Consider the following 26,435-nt stretch of genomic DNA (forward strand, 5'->3'; position numbering starts at 1 on the left):
GTCAGGCTGAGCTTGTCTCATGCCGCCGCCACCATATGTTCGTTCGTCGGTCCGGCGGCCGTCAGCACGGCCCGGACAACAATCTCGCGCACCGCATCGAGCCGGTATTCGGCGCTGCCGCGCACATCGGCGATCGGCGACAGTTCGGTCATCGGCGCGGACTGGACGGCGCTGGCGAGCCCGCCATCCCTGGGCAATCCGAGCAACGCCGCCTCGACGACGGCAAGTCGCTTGGCGACGGCCGAGCAGGACCCGACGGCGATGGCCGCCTCAGCAACCGTGCCGTTCTCGACGACAAGGCGCGCCGCCACCATGGCGATGGAGATGACGAGGTAGCGCCGGGCGCCGAGCTTGACGAAAGCCGACGCACCGGCGGCGGCCAGCTTAGGCACGCGGATGGCGGTCACCATTTCGCCAGGCGACAGGGCCGTGCGTCGGTTGCCGAGAATGAAGTCCTGCAAGGGCAGATGCCGTGTCGCTGCCGCCGAACGCAGTTCGACCTCGGCATCGAGCACGAGCAGGCCAGGCACGCCATCGGCGGCCGGCGAGGCGTTGCAGAGATTGCCGGCGACCGAAGCGACGTTCTGGATCTGCGGCGAACCGACCTCGCGTGCCGCCTGTTTCAGCGCATTGAAAGCCGGCGGCAAGGGGTGGCGGATGAGGTCGGTCCAGGTCGTGCGCGCGCCGATGACGAAGTGGTCATCCGTCTCGGCGATGCCGCGCAACGCAGCGAGGCCATTGATGTCGAGGACGTTGTCGCGGAACGGCTTCGCGCCCTGTGCCGGATAGAAATCCGTGCCGCCGGCAAGAACGCGCCAGGCGCCCTCGCCAAGCAAAGCGAGCGCCTCGTCGACCGTGGTGGGTTTCGCGTAACGGATCACGCTTTGCCTTCCCAGAGAGTGGGCCTTCCCCGAAATGGCCCTCCCAGGGCGTTTACCCCGGGCATGATCTTGCCGGTCCGCAAACCGGAAATTCATTCGTATGCAAATGATATCAAGCCGGTGGAAATTGTCAAAGCCAGAGTTTGGGCTGTCGTGCTTGCCAGGGCGCCTGCAACGAGATTGTTACGCCTTCGGAGGTTGACGCGGCCGGCCATCTGGTCAAGTTTCTGCCTCCGGTCGCATCAGCGGCATCTTTCTACTGGAGCCTGAGCCCAACACAGAAAAGAAGGAGGCCCAATGGCCGACCAAGCGCTTGTTGTGATCGACCTGCAAAACGACTTTTGCCCGGGCGGCGCGCTGGCCGTGACCGGCGGCGACGAGATCGTGCCGCTGGTCAACGACATGATCCGGCACGCCGACCATGTCGTGCTGACGCAGGACTGGCATCCTGCCGGCCATTCCAGCTTCGCTTCCAGCCATCCAGGCGCGCAGCCCTTCACCATGATCGAGATGCCCTACGGCCAGCAGACATTGTGGCCGGACCATTGCATCCAGGGCAGCCTCGGTTCGGATTTCCATTCCGGCCTTGCCTGGACCAAGGCCGAACTCGTCATCCGCAAGGGGTTTCGCCCGGCAATAGACAGCTATTCGGCCTTCTTCGAGAACGACCACACGACGCCGACAGGCCTCGCCGGCTACCTCAGGGAGCGCGGCATCGACACCGTCACCCTGGTCGGCCTGGCGACCGATTTCTGCGTCGGCTTTTCGGCACTGGATGCCGTCAGCCAGGGTTTCAGGACCACCGTGCGGCTCGACGCCTGCCGCGGCATCGACCTCAACGGCTCGCTCGATGCCATGCTGCGGCGCATGCGCGATGCCGGCGTGATGCTCGAAGACCATTTGTCGGACTGAACGGACGGTGGGGCTGCAGGGGAAGTTTTCGCGGATCAGCACAGGCGTGATGGCGGGCGCAGCCCTTGCCGTCACCATGCTGTTTCCGGCAGCGGCCTTCGCGGCCGAGGAACATGCGCTGCCCGGCGCCGCGATGTCGCTGTGGTGGGCGCTGCCCTTTGCCGGCCTGCTGCTGTCGATCGCCACCGGGCCGCTGCTGTTTACCCATGTCTGGGAACATCACTACGGCAAGATCACGGCCCTGTGGGCGGCGCTGGTCGTCGCGCCGCTGGCGCTCGCCTTCGGGATCCCCCAGGCGGCCGAGGCGGTGCTGCATGTGCTGCTCACCGAATACATGTCCTTCATCATCCTGCTGTTTGCGCTGTTCACCATTTCCGGCGGCATCCTTGTCGCCGGCAACATCCACGGCACGCCGCTGGTCAATGCCGGGCTGCTGCTGGCCGGCGCGCTGCTCGCCTCGGTGATCGGTACGACGGGCGCCTCGATGATCCTGATCCGGCCGATCATTCGCGCCAACGACGCCAGGCCGTTCAACGCCCATGTCGTCGTCTTCTTCATCTTCCTGGTCTCCAATATTGGCGGTTCGCTGACGCCGCTGGGCGACCCACCGCTCTTCGTCGGCTTCCTGCGCGGCGTCGACTTCTTCTGGACGACCGCGAACCTCTGGCGCGAGACGTTCTTCGTCGGCGGCCTGGTGCTGGCGGTATTCCTTGCGATCGACACCATCCTGCATCGGCGCGAGGCCGGCGCGCCGAAGATCAAGGATCCGACGCCGGATTCGAAGGTTCGTATCCGCGGCCTGCCCAACATTCCGCTGCTGGCCGGGGTCATCGGCGCCATCCTGCTGTCGGCGACGTGGAAGCCCGATGTCACCTTCTCCATCCAAGGCGTGACGCTGGAACTGCAGAACCTGGTGCGCGACGCCATCATCCTGGCACTCGCCTTCGTGTCGCTGGCGGTGTCGCGCAAGGAATACCGCGAGGCGAACGGCTTCCACTGGGGCCCGATCGCCGAAGTGGCAAAATTGTTTGCCGGCATCTTCATCTGTATCGTGCCGGTCATCGCCATCCTGAGGGCCGGCCACGAGGGCGCGCTGGCGCCGCTGGTCGCGTTGGTCACCTCGGCGCAGGGCACGCCCAACGATCTCGCCTATTTCTGGCTGACCGGGGCGCTGTCGTCCTTCCTCGACAATGCGCCGACCTATCTCGTGTTCTTCGAGCTTGCCGGCGGCGATCCAAGCCACCTGATGACTGAATTCGCCTCGACGCTTGCCGCGATCTCGGCGGGTGCGGTGTTCATGGGCGCCAACACCTATATCGGTAATGCGCCCAACTTCATGGTCTACGCCATCGCCAGGCAGCGCGGCGTCGAGATGCCCGGCTTCTTCGGCTACATGCTGTGGTCCGGGCTGGTGCTGATCCCGACCTTCTTGATCGCCGGCTTTCTGTTTTTCGGCTGATCAGCCCACGCCGACATAGCGCCTGACCGCGGACGGGTCGGCGCGCAACTCCTCGACATCCACCGTCTCGCGGTTGCGGCCGTTCTCGATGAACGAGACGCGGTCGGCGACCGACAGCACCGCATCGACCCGCTGTTCGACCAGGATGGTCGAGACGTGCATCTCGCGCAGCTTTGACACGGTCTCGCGGATTTTGGCGATCATCGAAGGCATCAGCCCTTCGGTCGGCTCGTCGAGCAACAGCACCTGCGGCTCAAGGCAGAGTGCGCGCGCCATCGCCAGCATCTGCTGCTCGCCGCCCGACAGCGTGCCCGAGCGTTGCTTCAGCCGCTGGCGCAGCAGCGGGAAGAGGTCGAGGACGTTTTCGCGCACGGCCTTGCCCTTGCCGCGCGCCATCAGCCCGATCTCGATGTTTTCCGCCACCGTCATCTCTGCGAACAGCCGCCTGCCCTGCGGCACATAGGCGACGCCGGCCTTCGGCACTTCATGCGCCGGCAGGCCGGTCAATTCCTGGCCGGCGAGTTTGATCGAGCCCGCGCTTGAAGGAACCAGGCCCATGATCGCCTTCAGCGTCGTCGTCTTGCCGGCGCCATTGCGGCCGAACAGGCATAGCACCTCGCCCTTGTAGAGCACGAGGTCGAGACCGTAGAGCACCTGGACCTCGCCATAGAAGCAATCCAGTCCCGCGATCCGCAATGCGTCCGTCTTCTTCGCCTCGGCCTTGCCCGTTTCGATCATGGGGCGGTCCCCAGATAGGCTTCCTGCACTGCCGCGTTTTCGCGGATGGCCTCGGGCGTGCCTTCGGCCAGGATCTTGCCGGCGTTGAAGACGGTTATGCGGTCGGCGAGCTGCATGACGACGGGCATGTTGTGCTCGATCAGAAGCACCGTGGCGCTCCTGGCGATCTCGCGCACGAGCGCGATGAAATTGTCGATCTCGCTGTCGGCGAGCCCCTGTGTCGGCTCGTCGAGGATCAGCAGGCGCGGCTTCAGCGCCAGGCCCATGGCCACCTCCAGCAGACGCTGGTGGCCATAGGACAATTGCCCGGCCGGCATATGGGCGCGGTCGGCGAGGCCCGTGCGTTCGAGCGCCGTCATGACGCCGGCCTTCACCGCACCCTTCGAGCGGCCATCGCTTAGCGTGCGCTGCACCGGCAGGGCGACATTGTCGTAAGCGCTGAGATTGGCGAAGACGCTGGTGATCTGGAACGTATAGGCGATACCCTGGCGCACCCTGACATAGGCCGGCTGGCTGGTGATATCGGCGCCGTCGAAGACGATCGCGCCCGACGAGGGCTGGATGCGGCCGCTGACAAGACTGACGAAGGTTGTTTTGCCGGCGCCGTTGGGGCCGATGACAGCGCGGATCTCTCCGGGCATCAGGGTGAAGTCGACGCTGTCGACGGCGCGCAGGCCGCCGAAATGGCGCGACAGGCCCTTGGTGACCAAAAGCGGCGTCATGGCAGCCACCCGAGCCAGCGCTGGCGGATGCTGCCGAGAATGCCTTTCGGGAAGAACAGCACCAGCAGGATCAGCGCGATGCCGACGATCAGCAGATAGGCCGAGGTGTAGCCGCTGGTGACGTCGATGACATAGTACATGAAGACCGTGCCGATCAGCGGCCCGAGTGTCGTGGCGGCGCCGCCGAGCAGCACCCACAGCAGCGGCAGGATCGAATATTGCACCGACGCGAAGCTCGAGCCGACATAGCCGAACAGCAGCGCGTAGGCGGCACCCGACGCCGCACAGATCGTGCCGGAGACGACCACGGCCATGAGCTTGTTGGAGAAGGTGTCGTAGCCCAGCATCTTCGTGCGTTCTTCGTTTTCGCGGATGGCGACCAGAACGCGGCCATACCGGGAGCGGACGATGGCCAGCATGACCAAAAGCACGAGCGAGAACAGCACAAGCGCCGTCATGTAGCGCACGGTCGGATTGGTGAGGTCCAGCGAGGTGGCACCGAAATTGAGGACACGCGCCGGCTGCGGCACGACCTGGCCCTGATCGCCGCCGGTCCATGCCGCGAAGTAGAGGATCAGGAGATAAAACACCTGGGCGAACATCATGGTGACGATCATGAAGGCGACGCCCGTGGTGCGCAGCGCCAGCAGGCCGATCACCAGGGCCAGCAGAGCGCCGCAGGCAACCCCGCCGAGGAAGGCCAGCGGCACGCCCCAGCCGAGCTGGATGATCGCAAGGCCGGCGCCATAGAGCCCGGCGCCGAAGAACATGGCGTGGCCGAGGCTGAGCAGGCCGACATAGCCGAACAGCATGTTGTAGCCCATCGCGAACACCGCCAGCACCATGATGCGGGCGAGCAGGCCGTGATAATACTCCGGCAGAACGAAGCTCAGCGCGAAGAGCAGGGCGATGACGCCGAGATGAAGCGCATAGGCCCTAGCCGGCGAAGCTTCGTTCATCGCGATGCCGTCCCGAACAGGCCTTGCGGCCGGAACACCAGCACCATGGCGACCAGCAGCGTGGCGATGATCTTGGCCAAGGTCGGCGAAAAGAACATAGAGATGATGCCGTCGGAAAGGCCGATCAGCACGGCGGCGACGACGGTGCCGCGCAGCGAGCCGAGGCCGCCGATGATGACGACGATGAAGGAGAGCAGCAGCGGATCCTGCCCCATCAGATAATGCGCCTGGCTGATCGGCACGATCAGCACCGCGGCAATCGCCGCCAGCATGGCGCCGAGCGCGAAGACGCCGCCATAGACGCGGTCGACCGGAATACCGAAGGCCTGCGCCGTCTCGCTGTCATACTGTGTGGCACGCATGATCAGGCCGATCCTGGTGCGCGTCAGCACCAGCCATGTCACGATCAGCAGGAGCGCCGAGGCGGCAATGATCGACAATTTGTAGCCGGAATAGCCGAACCACGGCAAAAGGATGCGATAGCTGAAGGGCGGCTCTACCGGCCGCGCCTCGGGGCCGTAGAAGGTCAGCGCCAGCTGCTGGATGATGTAGAGCATGCCGATCGTGGCGACGATGGTGGCTTCCGGATTGTAGTTGAGCCGGCGCAGCACCAGCCGCTCGGCCACCAGCGCAATGGCGCCGACGATCAGCGGCGCGATCACCAGCGCCGCCAGGAAGCCGAGCGCAGGGTGGCCCGATATCGCCGTCGATATCGCCCAGGCGAGTACTGCGCCCAGCATGAAGAACTCGCCATGCGCGACGTTGACCACCCGCATCACACCGAACACCAGCGACAGCCCGAGCGCGGTCAGTGCCAGCACGGCTGAAGTGACGAGGCCTTCGAGGGCGGCGAGGAGGAGGTGGGGACCGAAGTGCATTCAGGGGCGCCCTTACCCTCCCCCTCGAGGGGGAGGGCGACCGCGAAGCGGTCGGGTGGGGGGTGGGGCATGGGCCGTCGCGGCCCCCACCCCGTCTCACGGGCTTCGCAAAATGCGAAACCTGTTCGCCGACCCTCCCCACAAGGGGGAGGGTAAAGCTCACAGCGCCTGCTTCGTATAATCGCCCTCGGCCTCGTAAAGCCCGTCCTCGATCTTGGTCTTGTGCACGACCTTCAGCTTGCCGCCTTCGACCTTGGAGATGTTCTGGATACCGAAGCACTGGTGGATCTTGCCATTGAAGGTCTTTGGCCCCTGCGGATGCTCCGGACCTTCGGCGAAGGCGGTCAGCGCCTCGGTCGCCTCGACCAGCTTGGCGCGGTCCTCCGGACCCTTGTAGCCGGCGTCTTCCATCGCCTTCTTGACGACATAGAGCGTTTCCCAGCAGCCGAACATGTGCGACGCGGTGGAGACGTCCTTTGGATCGCCGACGGCCGCGCCATTGTCGTCGATGCCGACGGCGGCGCGATAGGCTTTTTGCGCGGCGCTGTCATCGGCCTGCGCATAGCGGGGCGAGCCTTCCCAGAAATGGCTGCCGTCCAGGAATTCCAGCCCGGGGCTGTTGATGTCGGTGGCTTCCAGCGAATCCATGAAGCCGAACAGCTGCGGCCGGTTGGAGCCGTAGAACTCGCCGAGCTCCTTGACGAAGGTGAGCACCGCCGGACCGACCATGACGTGGTAGATCACCTCGGTCTCCGGCGGGATCTGCGGAAAATATTTGGTGAAGGACGATTCCGTCGGCGGGATGGCGATCTGGGCGATGACCTCGGCGCCTTGCGCCTTTAGCGCCGGCGGCAGGTAGTCGCGATGGTCGTAGCCGAAGGCGAAATCGGGGAAGATCTGCGTCACCTTCTTGCCGGCATTGGCCGCGATCCACGGCGCCATCGACTGGATCTGGCTCTTAACGTCGGTGATGCCGGGCTGGAAGACATAGCGGTTGAGCTTGGTCGAGGCGACGTGGTGGCCTTCGCTGACGACGAAATAGGGCATCTTGTTTTCACCGGCGGCTGGCGCCGAGCCGATAACGACATGCGAGAACAGCGTGCCGAAGACGATGTCGGTCTTGTGCTGGGTGGCGAACTTGCCGACCACTTCGGCGCCACGGCCGGGATCGGTGCCGTCATCCTCGATGATGACCTCGACCTGGCGGCCATTGATGCCGCCGGCGGCGTTGATCGCCTTGACCGCGGCAGCAGTGGTCTTCTCGTACCAGCGGCCATAGGCGGCGCCGATGCCGGTGCGGTGCGACTGGAAGCCGATCTTGATCGGCGCCGAGCTCTGCGCCTGGGAATAGCGGACGAAACCGGGCGCCACGGCGAGGCCGGCGCCCGCGGCCAGACCCTTCAATGCGGTGCGGCGGGTGAGGGTCGTTTTGGAGAGGTCGAAAAATCCGTTCTTGTCAGCCATGTTCGTTCCCCTGTTTTTTCAGTCGTGACCAACGATAAGGCGGGTTCGGCATCCGCGCTTTCAGGATGCGGAAAATTGCATGTGTACAAACTAAATCACCAAAGCCCTGATGTGGCAAGCGAGCTTTCCCCAACGACATCGGGGCCGCCCTTTTCTCATCCGACGGTCGGCGTGGCAAGCAGCCAGAGGCCGAAGACCGTGTAGGCGATCATCAGCAAGGTGAGCGGAAACTGGCTGAGCGCGGCGCGGCCAGGCTGCGGATGCAGGCGCCAGGCAAAGCCGTGCGCGACGAGGACGGCGAGCACATGGCCCAGGATGATGGCGGCAGCCTGGATGTTCCAAAGCCACCAGGCCGACTCCGCCCCGGCGACGATGCCGGCCGCGACCTGGAGATCGGCGGTGCCGAACAGGTTCCAGCCCAGCCCGAACGGGTCGGACAGGGAGGCAAGCGCATATTGGCCATCGACCAGCAGCGCCGTCAGATAGTGCGCGACATGGTAGGCGAGCGCGATCGGCACGATCGACCACACCAGCAGTCCCGCAGCCTGGCCGAACGGCTGATCGCTGGCGGCCAGGCGCTGGCCGAGCCAGACCGCGAAAAGAAACACCGCTGCCAGCAGGCCGAACGTCAGGACGAGTCCGAGACTGCCACTGCCGATCACGGCAGTGCGGCCGGGGAATTCGAGCGGATTGACGCCGAACAGGCCGAGCCAGAAGAAGGTCTTCGACAGGCCGTCGAAGGAGACCGAGGACAAGGCCAGCAGCAGGAAGGCGATGCCGCCGGGCGGCAATGGCTCCGCCGCCAGCAGCTTGGCGGCCGGCCAGCACAGCGCAAGCCGGCCATTGTCGTCGCGCTCGACCGGCGCGAAGCGCGCCACCATCGAGAAGAAGATCGTCAGGAACTCGCCGCTGCGGCTCCAGTCGCGATAGCCGAAGGCCAGCATGGCGAGGAATGAGAACGACCAATAGAGCCCGGCGGCATAGGCGAGCCGTGCCGGATCGTCGGGCGCCGGATCGATGAGTTCGAACCAGGCAAAGGCGAAGAACAGGACGACGGCAGGCCAGCAGCCGAGCCATTGGGGGAGGCACCATGGTCCCCCATCGCCTGTGCCGAGCAGGCGCGAGACGAGGCGCCATGGCCCATGCCAAGGGTTCAGCCATGACCAGAGGTCGCCGAAGATGCCTTGCAGCAGCGTGAGGCCGGCCCACAGCAGCGTCCAGATCACCAGGGGTAGCGGGTTGGAGAGCGGGTCGCGGCTGCCGAAAAAGCCGGCGGCAACGAGAATTGCAAAGCCGGCAAAGGATAACAGGCCGGTTGTGGTGCTTGTTCCGTCGACGAGTGTGAAAAGCGGCAGGCGTCGGCGCCAGAATTTGTCGAGCGAAGCCGCCGGCAGCAGCGCCAGCACGAGGAAGCTGACGGCCACGGCGAACGCGCCGCCGATCAGGTAGTAGCCGGTCGGCAGGAGGAGGACGTGGCCACGGTCGGAGGCGTGGGCGAAGGCGGGGGTGGGAAGGAGGGCGAGCAGAGCGATCGCGAAAGCCAACCCTTGAGGACGGCGCTCTACGGCGCCCCCCCTTGTGAGGGCGACGTCCGGCAGGACAGAGGGGGGCGTGAAGGAACTCGACCTGTCCAAGAGCTCCGCCACTCTCACACCTTGACCAGTTGCTCCACCCGGTCCTTCTCACCAAAAATCCGCAGGTAACGCTGAATTTCCTTCTCATCCCCCGTCGCCTTGGCGGGATTGTCGGAAAGCTTGACCGCCGGCCTGCCATTGGCCTCCGTCACCTTGCAGACCAGCGATATGGCGTCGAGGCTGTTGGTTTCGGTCGGCGCGCAGCCTTCGAAATCATTGGTGAGGTTGGTGCCCCAGCCGAAGGACATGCGCACCTTGCCCTTGAAGTGGCGGTAGGTCTCCTCGATGGTTTCGACCTCGAGGCCGTCGGAGAAGATCAGCAGCTTCTGCTTGGGGTCCTTGCCCTTCTCACGCCACCAGGACAGGATTTTTTCGCCGCCCTCGATCGGCGGCGCGCTGTCGGGGCGGAAGCCCGTCCAGTCGGCCACCCAGTCCGGCGCGTCGCGCAGGAAGGAGGCGGTGCCGAACGCGTCCGGCAGCACGATCAGCAGATTGCCGCCGTAGTAGCGCTGCCAGTCCTGCAGCACCTTGTAGGGGGCCTGTTTCAGCTCCTTCTCCGAATTGGCCAATGCGGCAAACACCATCGGCAGCTCATGCGCATTGGTGCCGAGTGCTTCGAGGTCGTTGTCCATGGCCAGCAGCACGTTGGAGGTGCCGGTGAAGGCCTCGCCAATGCCTTCCTTCAGCGCCTCGACGCACCAGCGCTGCCACAGGAAGGAATGGCGCCGGCGCGTGCCGAAGTCGGAGATGCGGATGCCGGGCAGCGCCTTCAGCCGTTCGGTCTTGGCCCACATCTTGGCCTTGGCGCGGGCATAGAGCACATCGAGCGCGAAGGGGCCGAAGGCCCGCATCGCCGCGCGAGATCGCAGTTCGTTGATAATGGCGAGCGCCGGGATCTCCCACAGTGTGGTGTACATCCAGGGACCTGGGAAGGTCAGTTCGTACTGTCCGTCGTGCTTGGACAGTTCGTAGTCGGGCAGTCGGAAGCCTTCCAGCCAGGCGAGGAATTCGGGCTCGAAGATCTGCTTGCGTCCATAGAAATTGTTGCCGCCCAGCCAGATCATTTCCTTCTTGGAGAAGCGCAAGGTGCGGGCATGGTCGAGCTGTTCGCGCAGTTCGCCCTCGTCGATCTCCTCGGCAAGGCGCACCGAAGTGGTGCGGTTGATCAGCGAGAAGGTGGCGTCGACCTTGGGATACATGCCCCAGATCATCTGCAGCATCAAAAGCTTGTAGAAGTCCGTGTCGAGCAGGCTGCGCACGATTGGATCGAGCTTCCAGGTGTGGTTGTAGACACGCCGCGCTATATCGGTCTTTGCCATGCTTGCTGCCGCCTTCGCTGCCTGCCTTCCACAATCGCGACAGGCCTCATAGCATCGAATTGACCAAAGCGCTGCCCGCTTTCAGGCTGGCCCGACAAAAAGAACGGCCTGCGCATGGCCATGGGCAGCCGGCCTCAGCCCGCCGCCTTCGCGCCGATGACCTTGAGTTGCGGACGCTTGCGGCGGCTGATGATGCGGCCGGCGACGGGAGCGTCGGCGCGCCCGTCATCCCCGGCCTTTTCGGCGAACAGCCAGTCGATGAACACCTGCACGATCGGCGTCGTGCGCATTTCATTGCGGCAGACGACGTAGAAATCGTCGACCGCCGGCACCGAAAGGCTGAACGGCGCGATCAGCATGCCCCTGGCCAGCAGCGCGCTTGCCGTCACGGAATCGCCAAGCGCCACGCCATGGCCGTGCACCGCGGCCTCGGCCGCCATGCGCGCGTCGCCCAGATGATGGCGGCGGCCCTTTTCCAGGTCCAGCGCGTCGGCGGCCGCCAGCCAGGTGTGCCATTCGCGGCCATCGTCGCCATGCAGGAAGACATGGTCGGCAAGGTCCCTGACGCTGCGGATCGGCCGGTTGTTGATCAAGGTCGGGCTGACCACCGGAAACAGCTCCAGCCCGGACCATTTGCGCATCCAGCAATCGGCCCAGCTGCCATCGCCATAATGCACGCAGACATCGATGTGCGGCGCCCGGATATCCCTGGGGTCGTTGGAAGGAATCAGCGTCAGCTGGATGTCGGGATATTGCGCGGTGAAGTTGCCCAGCCTCGGCGTGATCCACAAAAGCAGCAGTGCCGGCACGCAGGACACCGACAGCGCGCCGCTGCTGGCCGGCCGCGTCAGCCGCTGCGTGGCGGCGGCGATGCCGTCGAAGGCCGTCGATACCGCCGGCAACAGCTCCGCGCCATGCGGCGTCAGTCTGACCCGCTGGCCGATACGCTCGAACAGCTTGACGCCGAGCGACTGCTCCAGCGCCTTGATCTGGTGGCTGACGGCGCCATGCGTGACATTCAGCTCACTCGCAGCCTTGGTCAGCGAGCCATGGCGCGCCGTTGCCTCGAAGGCGCGCAGCGGGTTCAGGGGTGGTAGGCGGTTGGCCATGGATGCCCGGTCTCTTTGTGAGATTTTCTCACAGAAAACACCCTAACAATATCAATTGCTTTTTCAATCGGGCTGCCGGACACTTCGGCTCGAAATAACACCAAGACGTGAAATCTGCAGGCAGCCAGCGGGACAGCGACCCAGCCGGATGACGGTCAGTTCGTTTGAGATCGCCGACGGCCGCACTGCATCAGCCCAGGAGGAGCGGATATGGGTTACGATCGCGGCAAGCTCGACGCGTTGCGCCGTAAATATGGCGAGAGCCATGGCGGCGAGATGTTCGACCCGAAATTCCGCAAGGTCGCCGACAAGATCTTTTCCAAAAGCGGCACCAGGCTGGCGCCCTATTCCGGCATCCCGACCTTCCTCGCCGCGCCCTACCGCGAAATCGCCGCCGAGAACCCGGATTTCGGCGACTTGCAGGTGGCCATCATCGGCGTGCCGATGGATCTGGGCGTTACCAATCGCCCGGGCTCGCGCTTCGGGCCGAGGGCGCTGCGCGCCATCGAGCGCATCGGCCCCTACAATCATGTGCTGGAATGCGCGCCGACGCATGAGCTTCGCGTCGCCGACATCGGCGACACGCCGTTCCGCAGCCGCTACCGGCTGGAGACCAGCCATGAGGACATCGAGCGCCGCACCAACCAGATCGTCGATGCCGGCGTCATTCCGCTGTCGGTCGGCGGCGACCATTCGATCAGCCATCCGATCCTGAAAGCGGTCGGCAAGAAGGCGCCGGTGGGCCTCATCCACATCGACGCCCATTGCGACACCAGCGGGCTGTTCGACATGACCAAGTTCCACCACGGCGGCCCGTTCCGCAACGCGGTGCTCGACGGCGTGCTCGACCCGACGCGGACCATCCAGATCGGCATCCGCGGCTCGGCCGAATACCTGTGGGAGTTCACCTATGAGTCGGGAATGACCGTGGTGCACGCCGAGGAGGTGACCGGGATGGGCATTCCCGCCATCATCGAGAAGGCGCGCAAGATCGTCGGCGACGGCCCGACCTACGTCTCCTTCGACATCGATAGCGTCGATCCGGCCTTCGCGCCGGGCACCGGCACGCCGGAAGTCGGCGGGCTGACGACGCGCGAGGTGCTTGAACTGCTGCGCGGCCTCAAGGGCCTCAACATCGTCGGCGGCGACGTCGTCGAGGTGGCGCCGCAATATGACGCCACCACCAACACCGCGCATGCCGGCGCGCAGGTGCTGTTCGAGATCTTGAGCCTGATGGTGTTCAGCCCGGCCATCACGGGCAAGCGAGCCTGACACCTTGAACAGAAAAGGCGGCCGCCGCGCTGGAGCCGGCAGCCGCCTCAAACAACCAAATGCTTCCAGAAGGGGAATAAAAATGACAATCCACTCGACGCTGAAATCATCTATCGCCGCCGTCCTGGTGCTTGGCGCCGCCGGCCTGGGCATCGCTACGCATGCGGCCAATGCCGACGCACTGGCCGACATCACCAAGGCCGGCACCATCAATGTCGGCGTCTTCGCCGACTTCCCGCCCTTCTCCTCGGCCAGTGCCGATATGAGCCTCAAGGGCTATGACATGGATGTCGCGCAGTATATCGCCGACACGCTCAAGGTGAAGCTGAACCCGGTCGCCGTCACCGGCCAGAACCGCATCCCCTATCTGAACGACCATCGCGTCGACATACTGATGAGCGTCGGCTACTCGAAGGAGCGCGAGCAGGTCATCGACTTCGCCGCTGCCTACGCGCCCTATTACATCGCGGTGATCGGTCCGGCGGCAATGTCGGTCAAGGGCAAGGAAGACCTTGCCGACAAGTCGATCGCCGTCAATCGCGGCACGCTGGAGGACACCTCGCTCACCCAGGCGGCACCGGCCTCGGCCGACATCAAGCGCTTCGACAACTACAATTCTGTCATCCAGGCCTTCATCTCGGGCCAGACCCAGCTTATGGTCGTCGGCAACGACGTCGGCGCCCAGGTGCTGGCCAAGCAGGATGCGCTGAAGCCAGAACAGAAGTTCCAGCTGCTGACCTCACCCTCGCATATCGGCCTCAACAAGAACGAGGACGGGTTGAAGAAGGCGGTCAACGACGCCATCGCAAAGATGCTGGCCGACGGCAAGCTGGATGAAAGCTCGAAGGCCTGGCTGAAGACGCCGCTCAACCCCGACAATCTCAAGGATTGAGTTCCCGTGGCCTTTGCCTGGCTCCCGGGTGCCTTGGGCGATATCGCGCATGGCGCGGCCACGACGATCCTGCTGATCGCCGTGACCACGCTGGCGGGGACGCTGCTCAGCATCCTGGGCGCCGCCGGGCGGCGAAACGGCCCGTTGCTGCTGCGCCACGCCATCGCCTGGTATGTCGAGGTGATGCGCAACACGCCGTTCCTGGTGCAGCTGTTCTTCATCTTCTTCGGCCTGCCGAGCCTCGGAATCAGGCTCGACCCGATCCTGGCCGCCATGCTGGCAATGACGCTCAACATGGCGGCCTATACGATCGAGATCGTCGGCGCCGGGCTTGATGCGGTGCCGGGCGGACAGACGGAAGCAGCCCTGGCTTTGGGGCTCAGGCCCCGCCAGGTGTTCGTCAAGATCGTGCTGCCGCAGGCGCTCAAGATCATCTATCCGGCACTCACCAGCCAGATCGTCATCATGATGCTGGAATCGGCCGTGGTCTCGCAGATCGCGGTGCGCGAGCTGACCTATGAGGCGGACATGCTGCAGGCGCGCACCTTCCGGTCTTTCGAGACCTATTTCGTGGTGACGCTGGTCTACCTCGCAATGTCGATGGCTTTGCGCCGGCTTCTGGTCACCGGCGGGCGCCGCGCGCTCGGGGCTGGCGTGTCATGATCGAGTTTACCCTCTGGGACATCGTACGCAACCTTCTGCTGGCCACACGCTGGACTGTGCTGTTGTCTCTGGCCGCTTTCGTCGGCGGCGCGCTGGTCGGCATGGCGGTGCTGTTCTTCCGGATCTCCAAGCATACATGGAGCCGCCGCCTTGCCTCCGCCTATATCGCCCTGTTCCAGGGCACGCCGCTGCTGATGCAGCTCTTCCTGATGTTCTTCGGCCTTCCGATGCTCGGCCTGCGCATCGAGCCCTGGACGGCGGCGGTGCTCGGCCTGACCTTCTTCGCCAGCGCCTATCTCGCCGAGATCTGGCGCTCCGGCGTCAATGCCTTGCCGCGCGGCCAGTGGGACGCCGGCGCCAGCCTTGGCCTGCACTATCTGCAGGAGCTCAGGCTGATCATCCTGCCGCAGGCATTCTCGATCACCCGCGCGCCGACGGTTGGCTTCCTGGTGCAGCTGATCAAATCGACGGCGCTGACCTCGATCATCGGCTTCGAGGAGCTGGTGCGGACCTCCAACGCCATCAACAACGCCACTTTCGAGCCGTTCAAGGTCTACGGTTTGGTGGCGCTGATTTTCTTCCTCATGTGCTTCCCGCTGACGCAATATGCCCGTTCGCTCGAAAAGCGCGCGGCGGTTCGCTAGATCCAGGCGGAATAACCGAGGAGAAATGGACAACCGGCTTGTCCGCTTCTCGCGATCAGAAGGGACAAGCCGTTATCCCCAAGCGCTATTTCAGCGGCAGGAAGAGCTCGACGACCACTTCGTGCAGCGGCCCTTCCGCGAAGCGCGACAACTGGCGCTGGCAATAGACCGGAAAGTCGCGCACCTCCTCGCCGCTGGCCGGAAGCCATTCGCGATAGAGGTAGAGTGCCGCGGGTTCGAGATTGTTGGTGTTGCCGGGGTAGCGCAGCACCGCGCAGCGTCCGCCGGGGATCACGCCGGCCTTCATCTGTCCATCCGGCTCGATCGGCTGATCGGTCCCGACACAAATGTCCATGCTGTAGTCAGCCGCGATCGCGGGCTCCCTTTCAGAACGGAAGACGTTGAAGGTCGGGCTTGTCTCGGGCGACAGGCCCGCCGCCTTGCGCCAGGCGATGAACCGCTGGATGGTGTCCTGGAGTGTCGCCCGGTCTCCGCGATGCTCCATGATCGCCACCGGTGTGGCCGGCACATCGCGGATCGTCACGTCGTCGTGTTCGAAGATGATCTGCATGAGCGTATTCCTTGCTTTGTCGAAAGGCCCGAAGGCCATGAGCCACGCCCCCCAGTCGGGAGACTTCCGAAACGACGAAGGCGACTGTCCGAACCGTTGCCGAAAGGCGCGGGCGAAGGCATCCGGAGCGTCGTAGCCGGCATCCATCGCTATATCGGTGACGCTCTGCGTGTCGCTCGCCGCAAGCCTGTGCGAAGCGCGCTTCATGCGGGCGAGTTGGACGTAGCGATGCACGGACAGCCCGAAGGTGGCCATGAACTGCCGGTGGAAATGGAATTTCGAGAACGCCGCGACGCCGCTCAACGCTTCCAGGCCCAGATCGTCGTCCAGGTGCTGGTCTATGTGGTCCAGCACCCGCCGCATTCGGGCATGATAGTTTTCAACGGACGCCTTCACCGTCTCTTCCTCCTTGGCAGCACCAGATAGGCGCACCCAGATATATCGCGCTCGACCGATCTTGCGCTTTGGCCTGGCCGGGTTTCCCCATCTTCACCACGCAACCGTGATTTGCCGTAAACCGTCCCGCGCCTCAGTGTGAGCACAACGGCTTTTCGGGAGGGAGGGGCTTTGGCGATGCAGGCGAAATATCGTGTCGCTCTCGCGGGCCTGTTTGCCTTTTGGATGATAGAGCCGGCCGCGGCCGCCGACCAGTCACCTGATCTCGTCCGCATTCCAGCCGACGGCGACAACGAGCCGGCGACGCTGGACGCGATGCTGTTCAGGCCGCAGGGGCAAGGGCCGTTCCCGGCAATCGTGGCCATGCATGGCTGCAGCGGCCTGTGGAGCAGCAAGAACAAGACGGAACTCGGCCCGCGCCATGCCGATTGGGGCCAGCGCCTGGCCGCTCTCGGTTATGTCGTGATCTTTCCGGACAGTTTCGGCTCACGCGGTCTAGGCCCGCAATGCAAGAACGGCGACCGGGAGGTCGAACCGTATCGCGAACGGGTCGAGGATGCGAACGCTGCCCGCCGCTATCTACAGACGCTGCCCTATGTGAAGCCAGCCGCCATCGCCTTGCTCGGCTGGTCGAATGGCGGCTCGACCGTTCTTTACACGGTCCGGCCGAAGGACAGGCCGAAGGCTGGCTCGCCGGATTTCCGCGCGGCGGTCGCTTTCTACCCGGGCTGCACGGCTCCGGCCGAAAAAGGCGATTGGGAGACCCGTGTGCCGCTGCTGATTGTGATGGGCGAGGCGGACGACTGGACTCCCGCCAAGCCGTGCAAGGCGCTGGCGGACGCCAATTCCGACAAAGTGAAGCTCATCCTCTATCCCGGCGCCTATCATGACTTCGACAATGAGGCGCAGAAACTGCACGAACTGCGTGGGCTGGCCTCTACCGCCAATGGCGACGGCGTGGCCCATGCCGGACTGAATCCGGCAGCCCGCGCGGCAGCGCTCAAGGACGTGCCCGACTTCCTCGCCGTGCTGAAGCAATAGGCGACATCGGATCAACCTGACTGTCACCGGCTACGGGCTGCGCGCGGCCCGAATTTATGTGCAAGACAGGAAGATTACTCACGGCTAATCCATTAGCGCTGACAACCGATCCTGAGGGAAACCGCCTTCGGATGTTGCTCGCAAGCGATTGATCTAAAGCAGCACACCTGAATCGGGGAACTGTGATGATAAGGGTGATCGGAACGGGCTTTGGCCGGACAGGCACGGACTCGATGCGCGAGGCGCTGACGATCCTTGGCTTCGGCCCGTGTCACCACATGTACGAAGTCATGGCCAATGAAGACCAGAAGCGGCTTTGGCGCGCTCTGGCCCAGGGCGCGGCGCCAGAATGGAATCAGCTATTTGCCGGCTATGCATCCTGCGTCGACTGGCCCTCGGCGCACTATTGGCGTGAGCTGATCGACTTCTACCCGGACGCCCGGGTCATCCTGACATATCGCTCCCCTGAAAGCTGGTGGGCAAGCTTCGAGAAGACGATCCTGGTGGGCATCAACCAGAGTACGGATCAGGAATCGCTCGGTCTTGCCTTGATCTCCAGGCAGGTCTTCGGCGGACGGGCGCACGATCGCGCCAATGCCATCGCCGTTTACGAAGCCAATGTAAGGGCGGTCATTGCGACAGTGCCACCGGATAGGCTGCTGGTCCACAATCTGGGGGACGGATGGGAGCCGCTTTGCCGGCATCTCAATGTGCCGGTGCCGGACCGGTTGTATCCCAATCGCAACAACACCCAGGACTTCCGGTCGGCTCTCGAACAGAACTAGCTTGCCCCACGTTTGCAAGTGTTGATGGCCGCCTGGCGACCGTCGACTGTCTGGTTCAATGTCCGAACGCCAGCGGCGGTGCGATCCGGTCGCGGCGCAGCCAGCGCGCAAGAAGCAGCGCGGCCACCACGGCCAGCCCCGATGACAGGCCGATCCAGATGCCGACGCCGTGGAAGCCGAAATGGAAGGCGAGCAGCACGCCGAGCGGCAGGCCGACGCCCCAATAGCCGATCGCGGCGTAAATCATCGGCACCTTGGTGTCGTGCAGGCCGCGCAGCATGCCGGCGGCGACCGCCTGCGCGCCGTCGAAGACCTGGAACAGTGCTGCAAACACCAGGAACGACACGGCAAGCGCGATCACCCTGGCATTGGCCGGGTTGGCGAGGTCGATGAACGCGCTGATCAAGAGATGCGGCCATAGCACCATCACCAGCCCCATCAGCGCCATGAACGAGACGCCGATGACGAAGGCGGTCCAGCCGGCGCGCGACACGCCTTCCGGGTTGCCGGCGCCATGCGCAAGGCCGACGCGCACCGTCACCGCCTGGTTGAGGCCGAGCGGCACCATGAAGGAGATCGAGGCGATCTGGATGGCGATGGCATGCGCGGCCAGCGAGTCCGCGTCAATCAGGCCCATAAGCAAGGCGGCGGCGTTGAAGATCGTCACCTCGAAGGCGAGGATGCCGGCGATCGGCAGGCCGAGCCGCAGCAGGCCCTTGAAGCGTGGCCAGTCGGAACGCCAGAAACGGCCGAACAGGCGGTAGCGCCGGAACTTCTTCTCCAGCATCACCACGACGGCCATGCCGATGAACATCAAAGTGCTGGAGAGCGAGGTGGCAAGGCCCGAGCCGGCAATGCCCATGGCCGGAAAGCCGAGATTGCCGAACATGAACACCCAGTTGAACAGCGCGTTGCAGGCGACGGCGACGAACACGATGATCAGCGCCCAGCCCGGCCGCTCCAGCGCCGAGATGAACGAGCGCAGCACGATATAGCCATAGAAGGGCAGCACCGCCCATTCCAGCCAGCGCAGGTAGATGCCGGCCTGGTGCGCGAGATCAGGCTCCTGGCCCATCGCCAGCAGGATCGCTTCGCCGTGCCAGAGCACGATCCAGATCGGGATCGAGATCAGGATCGCCAGCCACAGGCCCTGGCGCACGGTGCGGCGCAAATCGCGCACCGAGTAGCGGCGGCGGCCAAGCTCGGTGGCGATCATCGGTGACGTCGCCAGCATCAGGCCGAGGCCGAAGATCAGCGGCATGAAATAGAGGTTGGCGCCAAGCGCGCCGCTGGCCAGCGTGTCCGGCCCGAGCCTGCCCATCATCATGACGTCGGTGGCCGTCATCGCGGTCTGGCCGAGATTGGTCAGCACCATCGGCCAGGCCAGCGCCAGCGTCGCCCTGATTTCCTGACGCCAAAGATTTTCCGGCGCGCGAGCGCCGGCTTCGATCGCAGACATTGTTCCGCTCTTTCAGAACACGGCGCATCGGCAAGAAACCGGAAGCCGCACAACAACAGCGCAAAATGGCACCGTTTGCGTCGCCTTGTGAACGAAACGCGACATGTTGGCAAGGGAGGAGGCGCCGCCAGCCATTGAGCCAGCGGTACCGGTGGACGCCGATGCGCCGTTCACTTGCCCGGCCTAGCCTGCTACGGGTTGCACAAATGGGAACAGCCGGCGAACCATGCCGGGAGGAGTGAATGCCGTTCAGGCGCAGGAAAAACACGGCCGCGATTCCGCGCACAGCGCCCGCTTTCGAGCACATCGTGACCGAGGCGAGCGACAGTTTCCTGTGGCGGCTCGATGACTATCCCTGGGAACGCAATGTCTGGAACTTCCACCCGGAATACGAAATCCATCTGCTCCGCAAATCCTCCGGCGTGGTCCTTGTCGGCGATCATATCGGCGAATTCGGTCCGGGCTACCTGACCATCGTCGGCGGCGGCCTGCCGCATGACTGGGTGACGGCGGTGCAGCCGGGCGAGCTGATCGAAGGCCGCGACATCGTCCTGCAATTCGACGCGCAGAGGTTGCGTGGCTCGGCGGGCCTGCTGCCGGAACTGCGCGAGCTGGAGCCGTTCCTGGAGCGGTCGCTGCGCGGCATGGTCTTCCATGGGCGCACCGCGCTGGAAGGCGCCGAACTGATGGAGCGGATGGGAACCGTGCATGGGCTCGCACGCCTTTGCCTGTTCCTCGAACTGGTCGACCTCCTGGCCAGGACCGACGAATACGAGCTCTTGTCGTCACCGGATTTCTCGCCGGTGCTCGACGCCGCCTCGCTCGACATCATCCAGCGCACGCTGACCTATCTGTTCCAGCATTTCGCCGAGGACCTAAAGCTGCCCGAGGTTGCCGAACGCGCCGGAATGAGCGAGAGCACATTCTCGCGCTTCTTCCAGAAGAACACCGGCAACTCCTTCAGCGACCACCTCGCCAAGCTCCGGCTCTGGCAGGCCTGCAAGCTCCTGGCCGACACGGATGTCGCGATCACCGACATCTGTTTCCAGGTCGGCTACATGAACATCTCCAACTTCAACCGCGCCTTCCTGCGCAGGCACAAGATGACGCCATCCTCCTACCGCAAGCTGTCGCGCCAGCGCCTGACGATGCGCGCATAAGCACGTCCTAAATCTACAGCTCTGCTGCGATCGATACTCATGTGACGGACTTCGTTACAGGGCGACGAGTTTTGCGCTGCACAATGCATAAAAGTACAGGTTTGCTGCAACGAGGCTTCTAGCTTGGCCCGGTTGAACGCCGCATTTTGGCGATGGGTGGCATGTCGTTCGGGCGATGGTGAGGATCGCGGAGCCCGAGGACTACCGCTTCCTGCGAATGTTCCTGGAGGAGAAAATCAATGAAACCAATTCGGCTCGCTGCGGGCTTGGGCGCAGCTTTCATGCTTTCCGCTACCGTATCAACCATTGCGCTGGCGCAGGCGCCGGTTTGCTCGGCGCCGGTCAAGGTGCTGGCGCAGCCGCGCGACGGCCTGACGCTTCTGGAGGACTCCAAGGCCGAGTTCGAGAAGCTCGCCGGCGCCGGCTTCCAGATCGACTATCTGAACGAGAACGACCGCCGGGCGAAATCGCGCGCCGATGCGTCCACCGTCGGCAATTACAACGTCTACTATGTCGACGAAGCCAATGTCGCTTTGTTCGCCTCGTCGAAATGGATCGTGCCGCTGACCGATTATTATCCGGCTGACTATGACTATGCCGATTTCGATCCCGGCCGCCAGAAGGTCGCCACCTTTGACGGCAAGGTCTGGTTCGCGCCGCTGACCGGCGGGGGCGACCTGATGGTCTACCGCAAGGACGTGCTCGAAGCCGCCGGCATCCAGCCGCCCAAGACGCTGGACGAGCTGATCGCCGACGTGCCGAAGCTGACCAACGCGGACAAGGGCATGTATGGCATCGCGCTGCGCGGCGCACGCGGCTCGGGCGCCAACGTCTGGCGCTGGATGCCTTTCTTCAAGGCCTATGGCGGCCAGTGGTTCGACGGCGACAAGCCGGTCTTCAATTCGGACGCCGCCGTCAAGGCGACCGAGACCTATCTGAAGCTGTTCAAGGATTCGGCGCCCGGCACGCAGACCGGCAGCTGGGATGAATCGACCGGCGCCTTCCTGTCGGGCCAGGTCGCCATCCTCGTCGAATCGACGCCGCTGTCGGGCATGGCGGTCGACCCGAAGACCTCGCAGGTGGTCGGCAAGATCGGCTTCCTGCCGCCGCCCTCGCCGCTGCCCGGCGGCGGCTACGGCCATGGCCTTGCCATCGCGGCGAAAGCCAATGCCGACGACGCCTCGAAGAAATGCGCCGGCCTGTTCATCGCCTGGGCGACGTCGAAGGAAAACGAGAAGCGCCGGCTCGACGCCCACCAGTTTGGCGAACTGAACCGCACCAGCATCCTGTCCAGCAAGGAGTTCGCCGACATCTACGGCGCCGATCTCGGCCAGGCACTGGCAGAGACCGGCAAGGTCACGGCGGTCAACTTCTGGCAGGATCCGCGCTGGCCCGATCTCGGCGACCGCTGGGGCATCATCCTGGAGGAACTGGTGACCGGCACCCGCACCGACGTCAAGGGCGGCCTCAACGAGCTCGAGGCCTATGCCAACGAGCTGGCGAAAAAGAAATAGAGCCATCCTCCCGCCCGTGGCGCGCGGTCCGCGGCATTGTCCGCAATGCCGGGACCTGCGCGCCGCTGGGACTTTGCCCAACGAGGAAATCATGCCGACACGATCGAGACGCAAGCGAGGATAGATGCCCATGGCCCGACGCACGTCGCTCCCTGTCACCTTCGTCGTTCCGACCATCGCCATCCTTCTGGTTCTGTCGATGGTGCCGACGCTCTACGCCATTGTCATCGCCTTGCAGAATCGCGAGTTGAGCACGCCCGATTATTCCTGGGTCTGGCTGTCGAACTTCGTCGACCTGTTCCTCGACCGCCGCTTCCTCAATGCGGTCTGGGTGTCGGTGAAATGGGAGATCGTCACCGTTGTCGCGACCATGGTGGTGGCGATCGGCCACGGCGTGCTGATGTTCGAGGTCGCCAGCCCACGCCTGCGCAATGTCTACTGCCTGCTGTTCATCATCCCGGTGCTGTTGCCGCGCGTCTCGGCGGCCTTCGTCTGGAAGTTCGCCTACCATCCGCTCTACGGCATCGCCACCTATCCCTATAGGCTACTGACCGGCGGGCTGATCTTCGACCCGTTGTCGAAGCCGGGGACGGCCTTGTTCGCCGTCGCTTCGGTCGATGTCTGGCAATGGGGGCTGTTCTTCGCCGTCATCGTGCTGAAGCTGCTGGAAACCCTGCCGCCGCAGCCGATCGAGGCGGCGCGGCTCGACCATGCCAAGCGCTGGCAGATCCACGCCTATGTCACCTTGCCGATGCTGAAGGCGCCGTTGATCAGCCTGATGTTCGTCAAGATGATCGAATCGCTGCGCTCCTTCGACCTGATCTATGTCATGACCCGTGGAGGGCCGGGCGTGGCCACCGAGACGCTCGACATGTACGCCTTCTCGCAAGGCTTCATCGAGTCCGGCAAAGTCTCCTACGCCTCGGCCATGGCCGTGCTGATGATGATCGCCACCGTCATCACCTTCACCATGCTGTGGAAGCGGGTGCAGGCATGAAGCCCGGCAGACTGATCGGCAAGGCCATATTGGCGCTGGCTGGATTCCTGGCCGTGTTCCCGCTGCTGTGGACGGCGCTCAATGCACTGAAGAACAATGTCGACATCATCACCCGCGTGCCGCGGCTGGTGTTCACGCCGACATGGGCCAACATCGGCTACATCCTCGGCCGCGACAGCGTGCTCACCGGGCTCTACAACTCGATTGTCGCCTGCGGCTCGGCCGTGCTGATCGGCGTCGTGCTCGGCTTGCCCGCGGCTTACGCGGTGGCGCGCTATCCCAACCGCTGGGCCGGCGACATCCAGTTCTTCGTCCTGTCGCTGCGCTTCCTGCCGCCGGTGGCGGTCGCCATCCCGCTGATGGTGATCTGGCTGCAGATCGGCCTCTACGATACTTTGCCGGCGCTGATCGTCACCTACTCGCTGCTCACCATCTCGGTGATCATGTGGCTCGCCATCCCTGCCTTCCAGAGCGTGCCGAAGGAGATCGAGGAAGCGGCCTTCGTCGATGGCTACGGCGCCTATTCGGTGTTCTGGCGCATCGCGCTGCCCGTGGCCGCCCGCTCCTTGGCAGGGGCGGTCGCCTTCAGCTTCGTCCTGGTCTGGAACGAGTTCCTGATCGCGCTGATGCTGTCCAGCTCCAACGCCAAGACCTTGCCGATCGTCGCGTCCGAACTCTCCCAGCAAGGCATGAACGTGCCATGGGGCATTCTCAACGCCTCGGTCGTGCTCCTGTCGCTGCCGCCGCTGCTGTTCCTCGGCGTGCTCAGCGGCTTCCTGAATTCCGTTTTCCGGCAAAAAAAGACTTGATGTGAGGATTTCCCGATGCGGGCACTGGTGCTTGAGAAAAAAGGCGAACTGTCGCTGCGCGAGATCGCGCTGCCGCTCGATGTCGGGCCGGACGATGTCAAGATAGCCATCCACACGGTCGGCGTCTGCGGCAGCGACGTGCACTATTACACACATGGCGCCATCGGCAGCTATGTCGTGCGCGCGCCGATGGTGCTCGGCCACGAGGCCGCGGGAACCGTCGTCGAGACCGGCGCCAATGTCGAGACGTTCAAGGTCGGTGACCGCGTCTGCATGGAGCCGGGCGTGCCGAACCTGTCGTCGCGCGCGACCAAGCTCGGCATCTACAATGTCGACCCCGACGTCAGCTTCTGGGCGACGCCGCCGGTGCATGGCGTGCTGGCGCCCTATGCGGTGCACCCCGCCGCCTTCACCTACAAACTGCCGGACAACGTCTCCTTCGCCGAGGGCGCGATGGTCGAGCCCTTCGCCATCGGCATGCAGGCGGCAAGCCGTGCCCGGATCGTCCCCGGCGATGTCGCCGTCGTCATCGGCTGCGGCCCGATCGGCATCATGATCGCGCTTGCCGCCCTTGCCGGCGGCTGTTCAAAGGTGCTGATCTCCGATTTTTCCGCGCCCAAGCTGAAGATCGCCGCGCAGTATGCAGGCATCGTGCCGGTCAATATCGGCGAGCGGTCGCTGGCCGATGCGGTCGCAGCGGCAACCGACAATTGGGGGGCCGACATCGTCTTCGAGGCAAGCGGCAGCCCGAAGGCCTTTGCCGATCTGTTCGATGTCGTGCGGCCGGGCGGCGCTGTGGTGCTTGTCGGGCTGCCGGTGGAGCCGGTGGTCCTCAACGTGCCGGCGGCGATCTCCAAGGAGGTGCGCATCGAGACGGTGTTCCGCTATGCCAACATCTTCGACCGCGCCTTGCAGCTCATCGCCTCCGGCAAGGTCGACCTCAAGCCGCTGATCACAGGCACCTATGATTTCTCCGACAGCATCGAGGCATTCGAGCGGGCTGCCCAAGGCAAACCGGAAGACGTCAAGCTGCAGATCCTGCTCACCGGCGAGAAGGGATGATCATGTCCGCGATCGTTTGCTCCCATGTCGACAAGGCCTATGGCGCCACCACGGTCATCCGCGACCTCAACCTCTCCATCGAGGAACATGAATTCGTCGTGTTTCTCGGCCCGTCCGGCTGCGGCAAGTCGACCTTGCTGCGCATGCTGGCGGGGCTGGAGGATATCAGCGGCGGCGAGGTCTCGATCGGCGGCAAGGTGGTCAACGATCTCGATCCGGGCGACCGCGGCATCGCCATGGTGTTCCAGAACTACGCGCTCTATCCGCACATGACGATCTTCGACAACATCGCCTTCGGGCTGCGGCGCCAGAAGGTGCCTTTGGCAGAGATCCGCAAGCGGGTCGAGGCGGTATCGAGGACGCTCGGGCTGGATCCCTATCTCGGCCGCAAGCCGGCCGAGCTTTCCGGCGGCCAGCAGCAGCGCGTTGCCATTGCACGTGCAATGATCAAGACGCCGAAAGTGTTCCTGTTCGACGAGCCGCTTTCCAATCTCGATGCCAAGCTGCGCAACCATATGCGTGTCGAGATCGCACGCCTGCACCAGTCGCTGAAGACCACCACCGTCTACGTCACCCATGACCAACTGGAGGCGATGACGCTCGCCGACCGCATCGTGCTGCTGAAAGAGGGTGTCATCGAGCAGATCGGCGCACCGGCGGAAATCTACCTGCGCCCCGCCAACATGTTCGTGGCCGGCTTCATCGGCACGCCGAACATGAATTTTGTCGAGGTGACGGTCGGCCGCTCAGACAATGGCTGGACGCTGACCGGCGCCGGAACGGTGCTTTCGATCGAGGGCCGGGCTTTCCATCTGCGGCATGGCGACCGCGCCGTGCTGGGCATCCGGCCGCCGGACCTGAAGACGGCCAATGCCGGCGCCCCTGGCACATTGCAAGGCACGGCCGACCTGATCGAATTCCACGGCAATGATGCGCTGGTGACATTCGGCTCCGGCGGCAAGGAGATCAGCGCGCTGGTTCCGGCACGCGAGTGCCCGGCGCTGAATGCCCCTGTCCGCTACACATTCGAGGAAGAGGCCATCCATCTGTTCGACGCAACGTCAGGCGCGTCGCTGCGCAAGCAGTAGGCAAAGC

25 protein-coding genes are annotated in these 26,435 nt (G+C 64.2%); 14 read left to right on the forward strand and 11 right to left on the reverse strand.

Annotation, left to right across the window (positions count from 1 at the left end; translation table 11 throughout):
* Positions 1 to 17 precede the first annotated feature (17 nt).
* The gene (locus QQK95_RS23030; RefSeq protein WP_284276697.1) at positions 18 to 881 is read right to left on the reverse strand and encodes an FAD binding domain-containing protein; all 864 of its coding nucleotides are present in this window, start codon (positions 879 to 881) and stop codon (positions 18 to 20) included.
* A gap of 297 nt (positions 882 to 1,178) precedes the next feature.
* Here QQK95_RS23030 and pncA point away from each other — a divergent pair, with 297 nt between their 5' ends.
* Both pncA and QQK95_RS23040 read left to right on the forward strand, forming a co-directional pair.
* Positions 1,179 to 1,793 carry a bifunctional nicotinamidase/pyrazinamidase gene (pncA, locus tag QQK95_RS23035; RefSeq protein ID WP_284276698.1) on the forward strand — a complete coding sequence of 205 codons (615 nt, stop codon included), beginning with the start codon at positions 1,179 to 1,181 and terminating at the stop codon, positions 1,791 to 1,793.
* 49 nt (positions 1,794 to 1,842) lie between these two features.
* A complete protein-coding gene (locus tag QQK95_RS23040; RefSeq protein ID WP_284276699.1) occupies positions 1,843 to 3,252 on the forward strand; it encodes a sodium:proton antiporter in 1,410 nt (469 codons plus the stop codon).
* Here the strand turns inward: QQK95_RS23040 and QQK95_RS23045 are convergent, their stop codons facing one another.
* The 8 genes from QQK95_RS23045 to gcvA all read right to left on the reverse strand — a co-directional run bounded on the left by QQK95_RS23045 (position 3,253) and on the right by gcvA (position 12,075).
* A complete protein-coding gene (locus QQK95_RS23045; protein WP_284276700.1) occupies positions 3,253 to 3,990 on the reverse strand; it encodes an ABC transporter ATP-binding protein in 738 nt (245 codons plus the stop codon).
* Positions 3,987 to 4,712, reverse strand: coding sequence for an ABC transporter ATP-binding protein (locus QQK95_RS23050; RefSeq protein WP_284276701.1), 726 nt, complete (start codon positions 4,710 to 4,712; stop codon positions 3,987 to 3,989). The genes QQK95_RS23045 and QQK95_RS23050 overlap by 4 nt, the downstream gene beginning before the upstream one ends.
* Entirely contained in the window at positions 4,709 to 5,671 is a 963-nt protein-coding gene (locus tag QQK95_RS23055) for a branched-chain amino acid ABC transporter permease (protein ID WP_284276702.1), read from the reverse strand. The genes QQK95_RS23050 and QQK95_RS23055 overlap by 4 nt, the downstream gene beginning before the upstream one ends.
* Positions 5,668 to 6,549, reverse strand: a complete 882-nt coding sequence (locus tag QQK95_RS23060) for a branched-chain amino acid ABC transporter permease (protein WP_284276703.1) — start codon at positions 6,547 to 6,549, stop codon at positions 5,668 to 5,670. The genes QQK95_RS23055 and QQK95_RS23060 overlap by 4 nt, the downstream gene beginning before the upstream one ends.
* Before the next feature lie 159 nt (positions 6,550 to 6,708).
* Entirely contained in the window at positions 6,709 to 8,013 is a 1,305-nt protein-coding gene (locus QQK95_RS23065; RefSeq protein ID WP_284276704.1) for an ABC transporter substrate-binding protein, read from the reverse strand.
* 155 nt (positions 8,014 to 8,168) lie between these two features.
* On the reverse strand, positions 8,169 to 9,557 hold the full coding sequence (locus tag QQK95_RS23070; protein WP_284276705.1) for a hypothetical protein: 1,389 nt from the start codon (positions 9,555 to 9,557) through the stop codon (positions 8,169 to 8,171).
* Positions 9,558 to 9,661: 104 nt separating this feature from the next.
* Positions 9,662 to 10,966 carry a nicotinate phosphoribosyltransferase gene (gene pncB, locus QQK95_RS23075; protein WP_284276706.1) on the reverse strand — a complete coding sequence of 435 codons (1,305 nt, stop codon included), beginning with the start codon at positions 10,964 to 10,966 and terminating at the stop codon, positions 9,662 to 9,664.
* Between the two features lie 134 nt (positions 10,967 to 11,100).
* Positions 11,101 to 12,075 (reverse strand): transcriptional regulator GcvA, encoded by a 975-nt coding sequence (gcvA, locus tag QQK95_RS23080; RefSeq protein WP_284276707.1) that lies wholly within the window; start codon positions 12,073 to 12,075, stop codon positions 11,101 to 11,103.
* Between the two features lie 210 nt (positions 12,076 to 12,285).
* Between gcvA and speB the strand changes: the two genes are divergently transcribed.
* From speB to QQK95_RS23100, 4 genes are all read left to right on the forward strand, one after another.
* Positions 12,286 to 13,347: an agmatinase gene (gene speB / locus QQK95_RS23085; protein ID WP_019862500.1), complete on the forward strand. Its 1,062-nt coding sequence runs from the start codon at positions 12,286 to 12,288 to the stop codon at positions 13,345 to 13,347.
* 82 nt (positions 13,348 to 13,429) lie between these two features.
* Positions 13,430 to 14,239: a transporter substrate-binding domain-containing protein gene (locus QQK95_RS23090; RefSeq protein WP_284276708.1), complete on the forward strand. Its 810-nt coding sequence runs from the start codon at positions 13,430 to 13,432 to the stop codon at positions 14,237 to 14,239.
* A gap of 6 nt (positions 14,240 to 14,245) precedes the next feature.
* On the forward strand, positions 14,246 to 14,902 hold the full coding sequence (locus QQK95_RS23095) for an amino acid ABC transporter permease (RefSeq protein WP_284276709.1): 657 nt from the start codon (positions 14,246 to 14,248) through the stop codon (positions 14,900 to 14,902).
* A complete protein-coding gene (locus QQK95_RS23100) occupies positions 14,899 to 15,546 on the forward strand; it encodes an amino acid ABC transporter permease (protein ID WP_284276710.1) in 648 nt (215 codons plus the stop codon). Before QQK95_RS23095 ends, QQK95_RS23100 begins: the two co-directional genes overlap by 4 nt.
* A gap of 85 nt (positions 15,547 to 15,631) precedes the next feature.
* Here the strand turns inward: QQK95_RS23100 and QQK95_RS23105 are convergent, their stop codons facing one another.
* Complete coding sequence (locus QQK95_RS23105; RefSeq protein WP_284276711.1) at positions 15,632 to 16,513, reverse strand: AraC family transcriptional regulator; 882 nt, start codon at positions 16,511 to 16,513, stop codon at positions 15,632 to 15,634.
* Between the two features lie 177 nt (positions 16,514 to 16,690).
* Here QQK95_RS23105 and QQK95_RS23110 point away from each other — a divergent pair, with 177 nt between their 5' ends.
* On the forward strand, positions 16,691 to 17,554 hold the full coding sequence (locus QQK95_RS23110; RefSeq protein WP_284276712.1) for a dienelactone hydrolase family protein: 864 nt from the start codon (positions 16,691 to 16,693) through the stop codon (positions 17,552 to 17,554).
* A 185-nt stretch (positions 17,555 to 17,739) separates the two neighbouring features.
* Positions 17,740 to 18,339 (forward strand): sulfotransferase family protein, encoded by a 600-nt coding sequence (locus QQK95_RS23115; RefSeq protein ID WP_284276713.1) that lies wholly within the window; start codon positions 17,740 to 17,742, stop codon positions 18,337 to 18,339.
* Between the two features lie 55 nt (positions 18,340 to 18,394).
* Here the strand turns inward: QQK95_RS23115 and QQK95_RS23120 are convergent, their stop codons facing one another.
* Positions 18,395 to 19,798 carry an MATE family efflux transporter gene (locus tag QQK95_RS23120; RefSeq protein WP_284276714.1) on the reverse strand — a complete coding sequence of 468 codons (1,404 nt, stop codon included), beginning with the start codon at positions 19,796 to 19,798 and terminating at the stop codon, positions 18,395 to 18,397.
* Between the two features lie 242 nt (positions 19,799 to 20,040).
* On the opposite strand from QQK95_RS23120, the gene QQK95_RS23125 reads away from it, so the two are divergent.
* The 6 genes from QQK95_RS23125 (at position 20,041) to QQK95_RS23150 (ending at position 26,428) form a co-directional block, all read left to right on the forward strand.
* Entirely contained in the window at positions 20,041 to 20,958 is a 918-nt protein-coding gene (locus tag QQK95_RS23125) for an AraC family transcriptional regulator (RefSeq protein WP_284276715.1), read from the forward strand.
* A 239-nt stretch (positions 20,959 to 21,197) separates the two neighbouring features.
* Positions 21,198 to 22,472, forward strand: coding sequence for an ABC transporter substrate-binding protein (locus tag QQK95_RS23130; RefSeq protein ID WP_409371707.1), 1,275 nt, complete (start codon positions 21,198 to 21,200; stop codon positions 22,470 to 22,472).
* A 130-nt stretch (positions 22,473 to 22,602) separates the two neighbouring features.
* Positions 22,603 to 23,469: a carbohydrate ABC transporter permease gene (locus QQK95_RS23135; protein ID WP_284276718.1), complete on the forward strand. Its 867-nt coding sequence runs from the start codon at positions 22,603 to 22,605 to the stop codon at positions 23,467 to 23,469.
* Entirely contained in the window at positions 23,466 to 24,278 is an 813-nt protein-coding gene (locus QQK95_RS23140; RefSeq protein ID WP_284276719.1) for a carbohydrate ABC transporter permease, read from the forward strand. The genes QQK95_RS23135 and QQK95_RS23140 overlap by 4 nt, the downstream gene beginning before the upstream one ends.
* 15 nt (positions 24,279 to 24,293) lie before the next feature.
* Complete coding sequence (locus QQK95_RS23145) at positions 24,294 to 25,340, forward strand: NAD(P)-dependent alcohol dehydrogenase (RefSeq protein WP_284276720.1); 1,047 nt, start codon at positions 24,294 to 24,296, stop codon at positions 25,338 to 25,340.
* 2 nt (positions 25,341 to 25,342) lie between these two features.
* Entirely contained in the window at positions 25,343 to 26,428 is a 1,086-nt protein-coding gene (locus QQK95_RS23150) for an ABC transporter ATP-binding protein (protein ID WP_284276721.1), read from the forward strand.
* Positions 26,429 to 26,435 lie beyond the last annotated feature (7 nt).

This window comes from Mesorhizobium huakuii, assembly GCF_030160235.1.
In the GTDB taxonomy this organism is placed as follows: Bacteria; Pseudomonadota; Alphaproteobacteria; order Rhizobiales; family Rhizobiaceae; genus Mesorhizobium; species Mesorhizobium huakuii.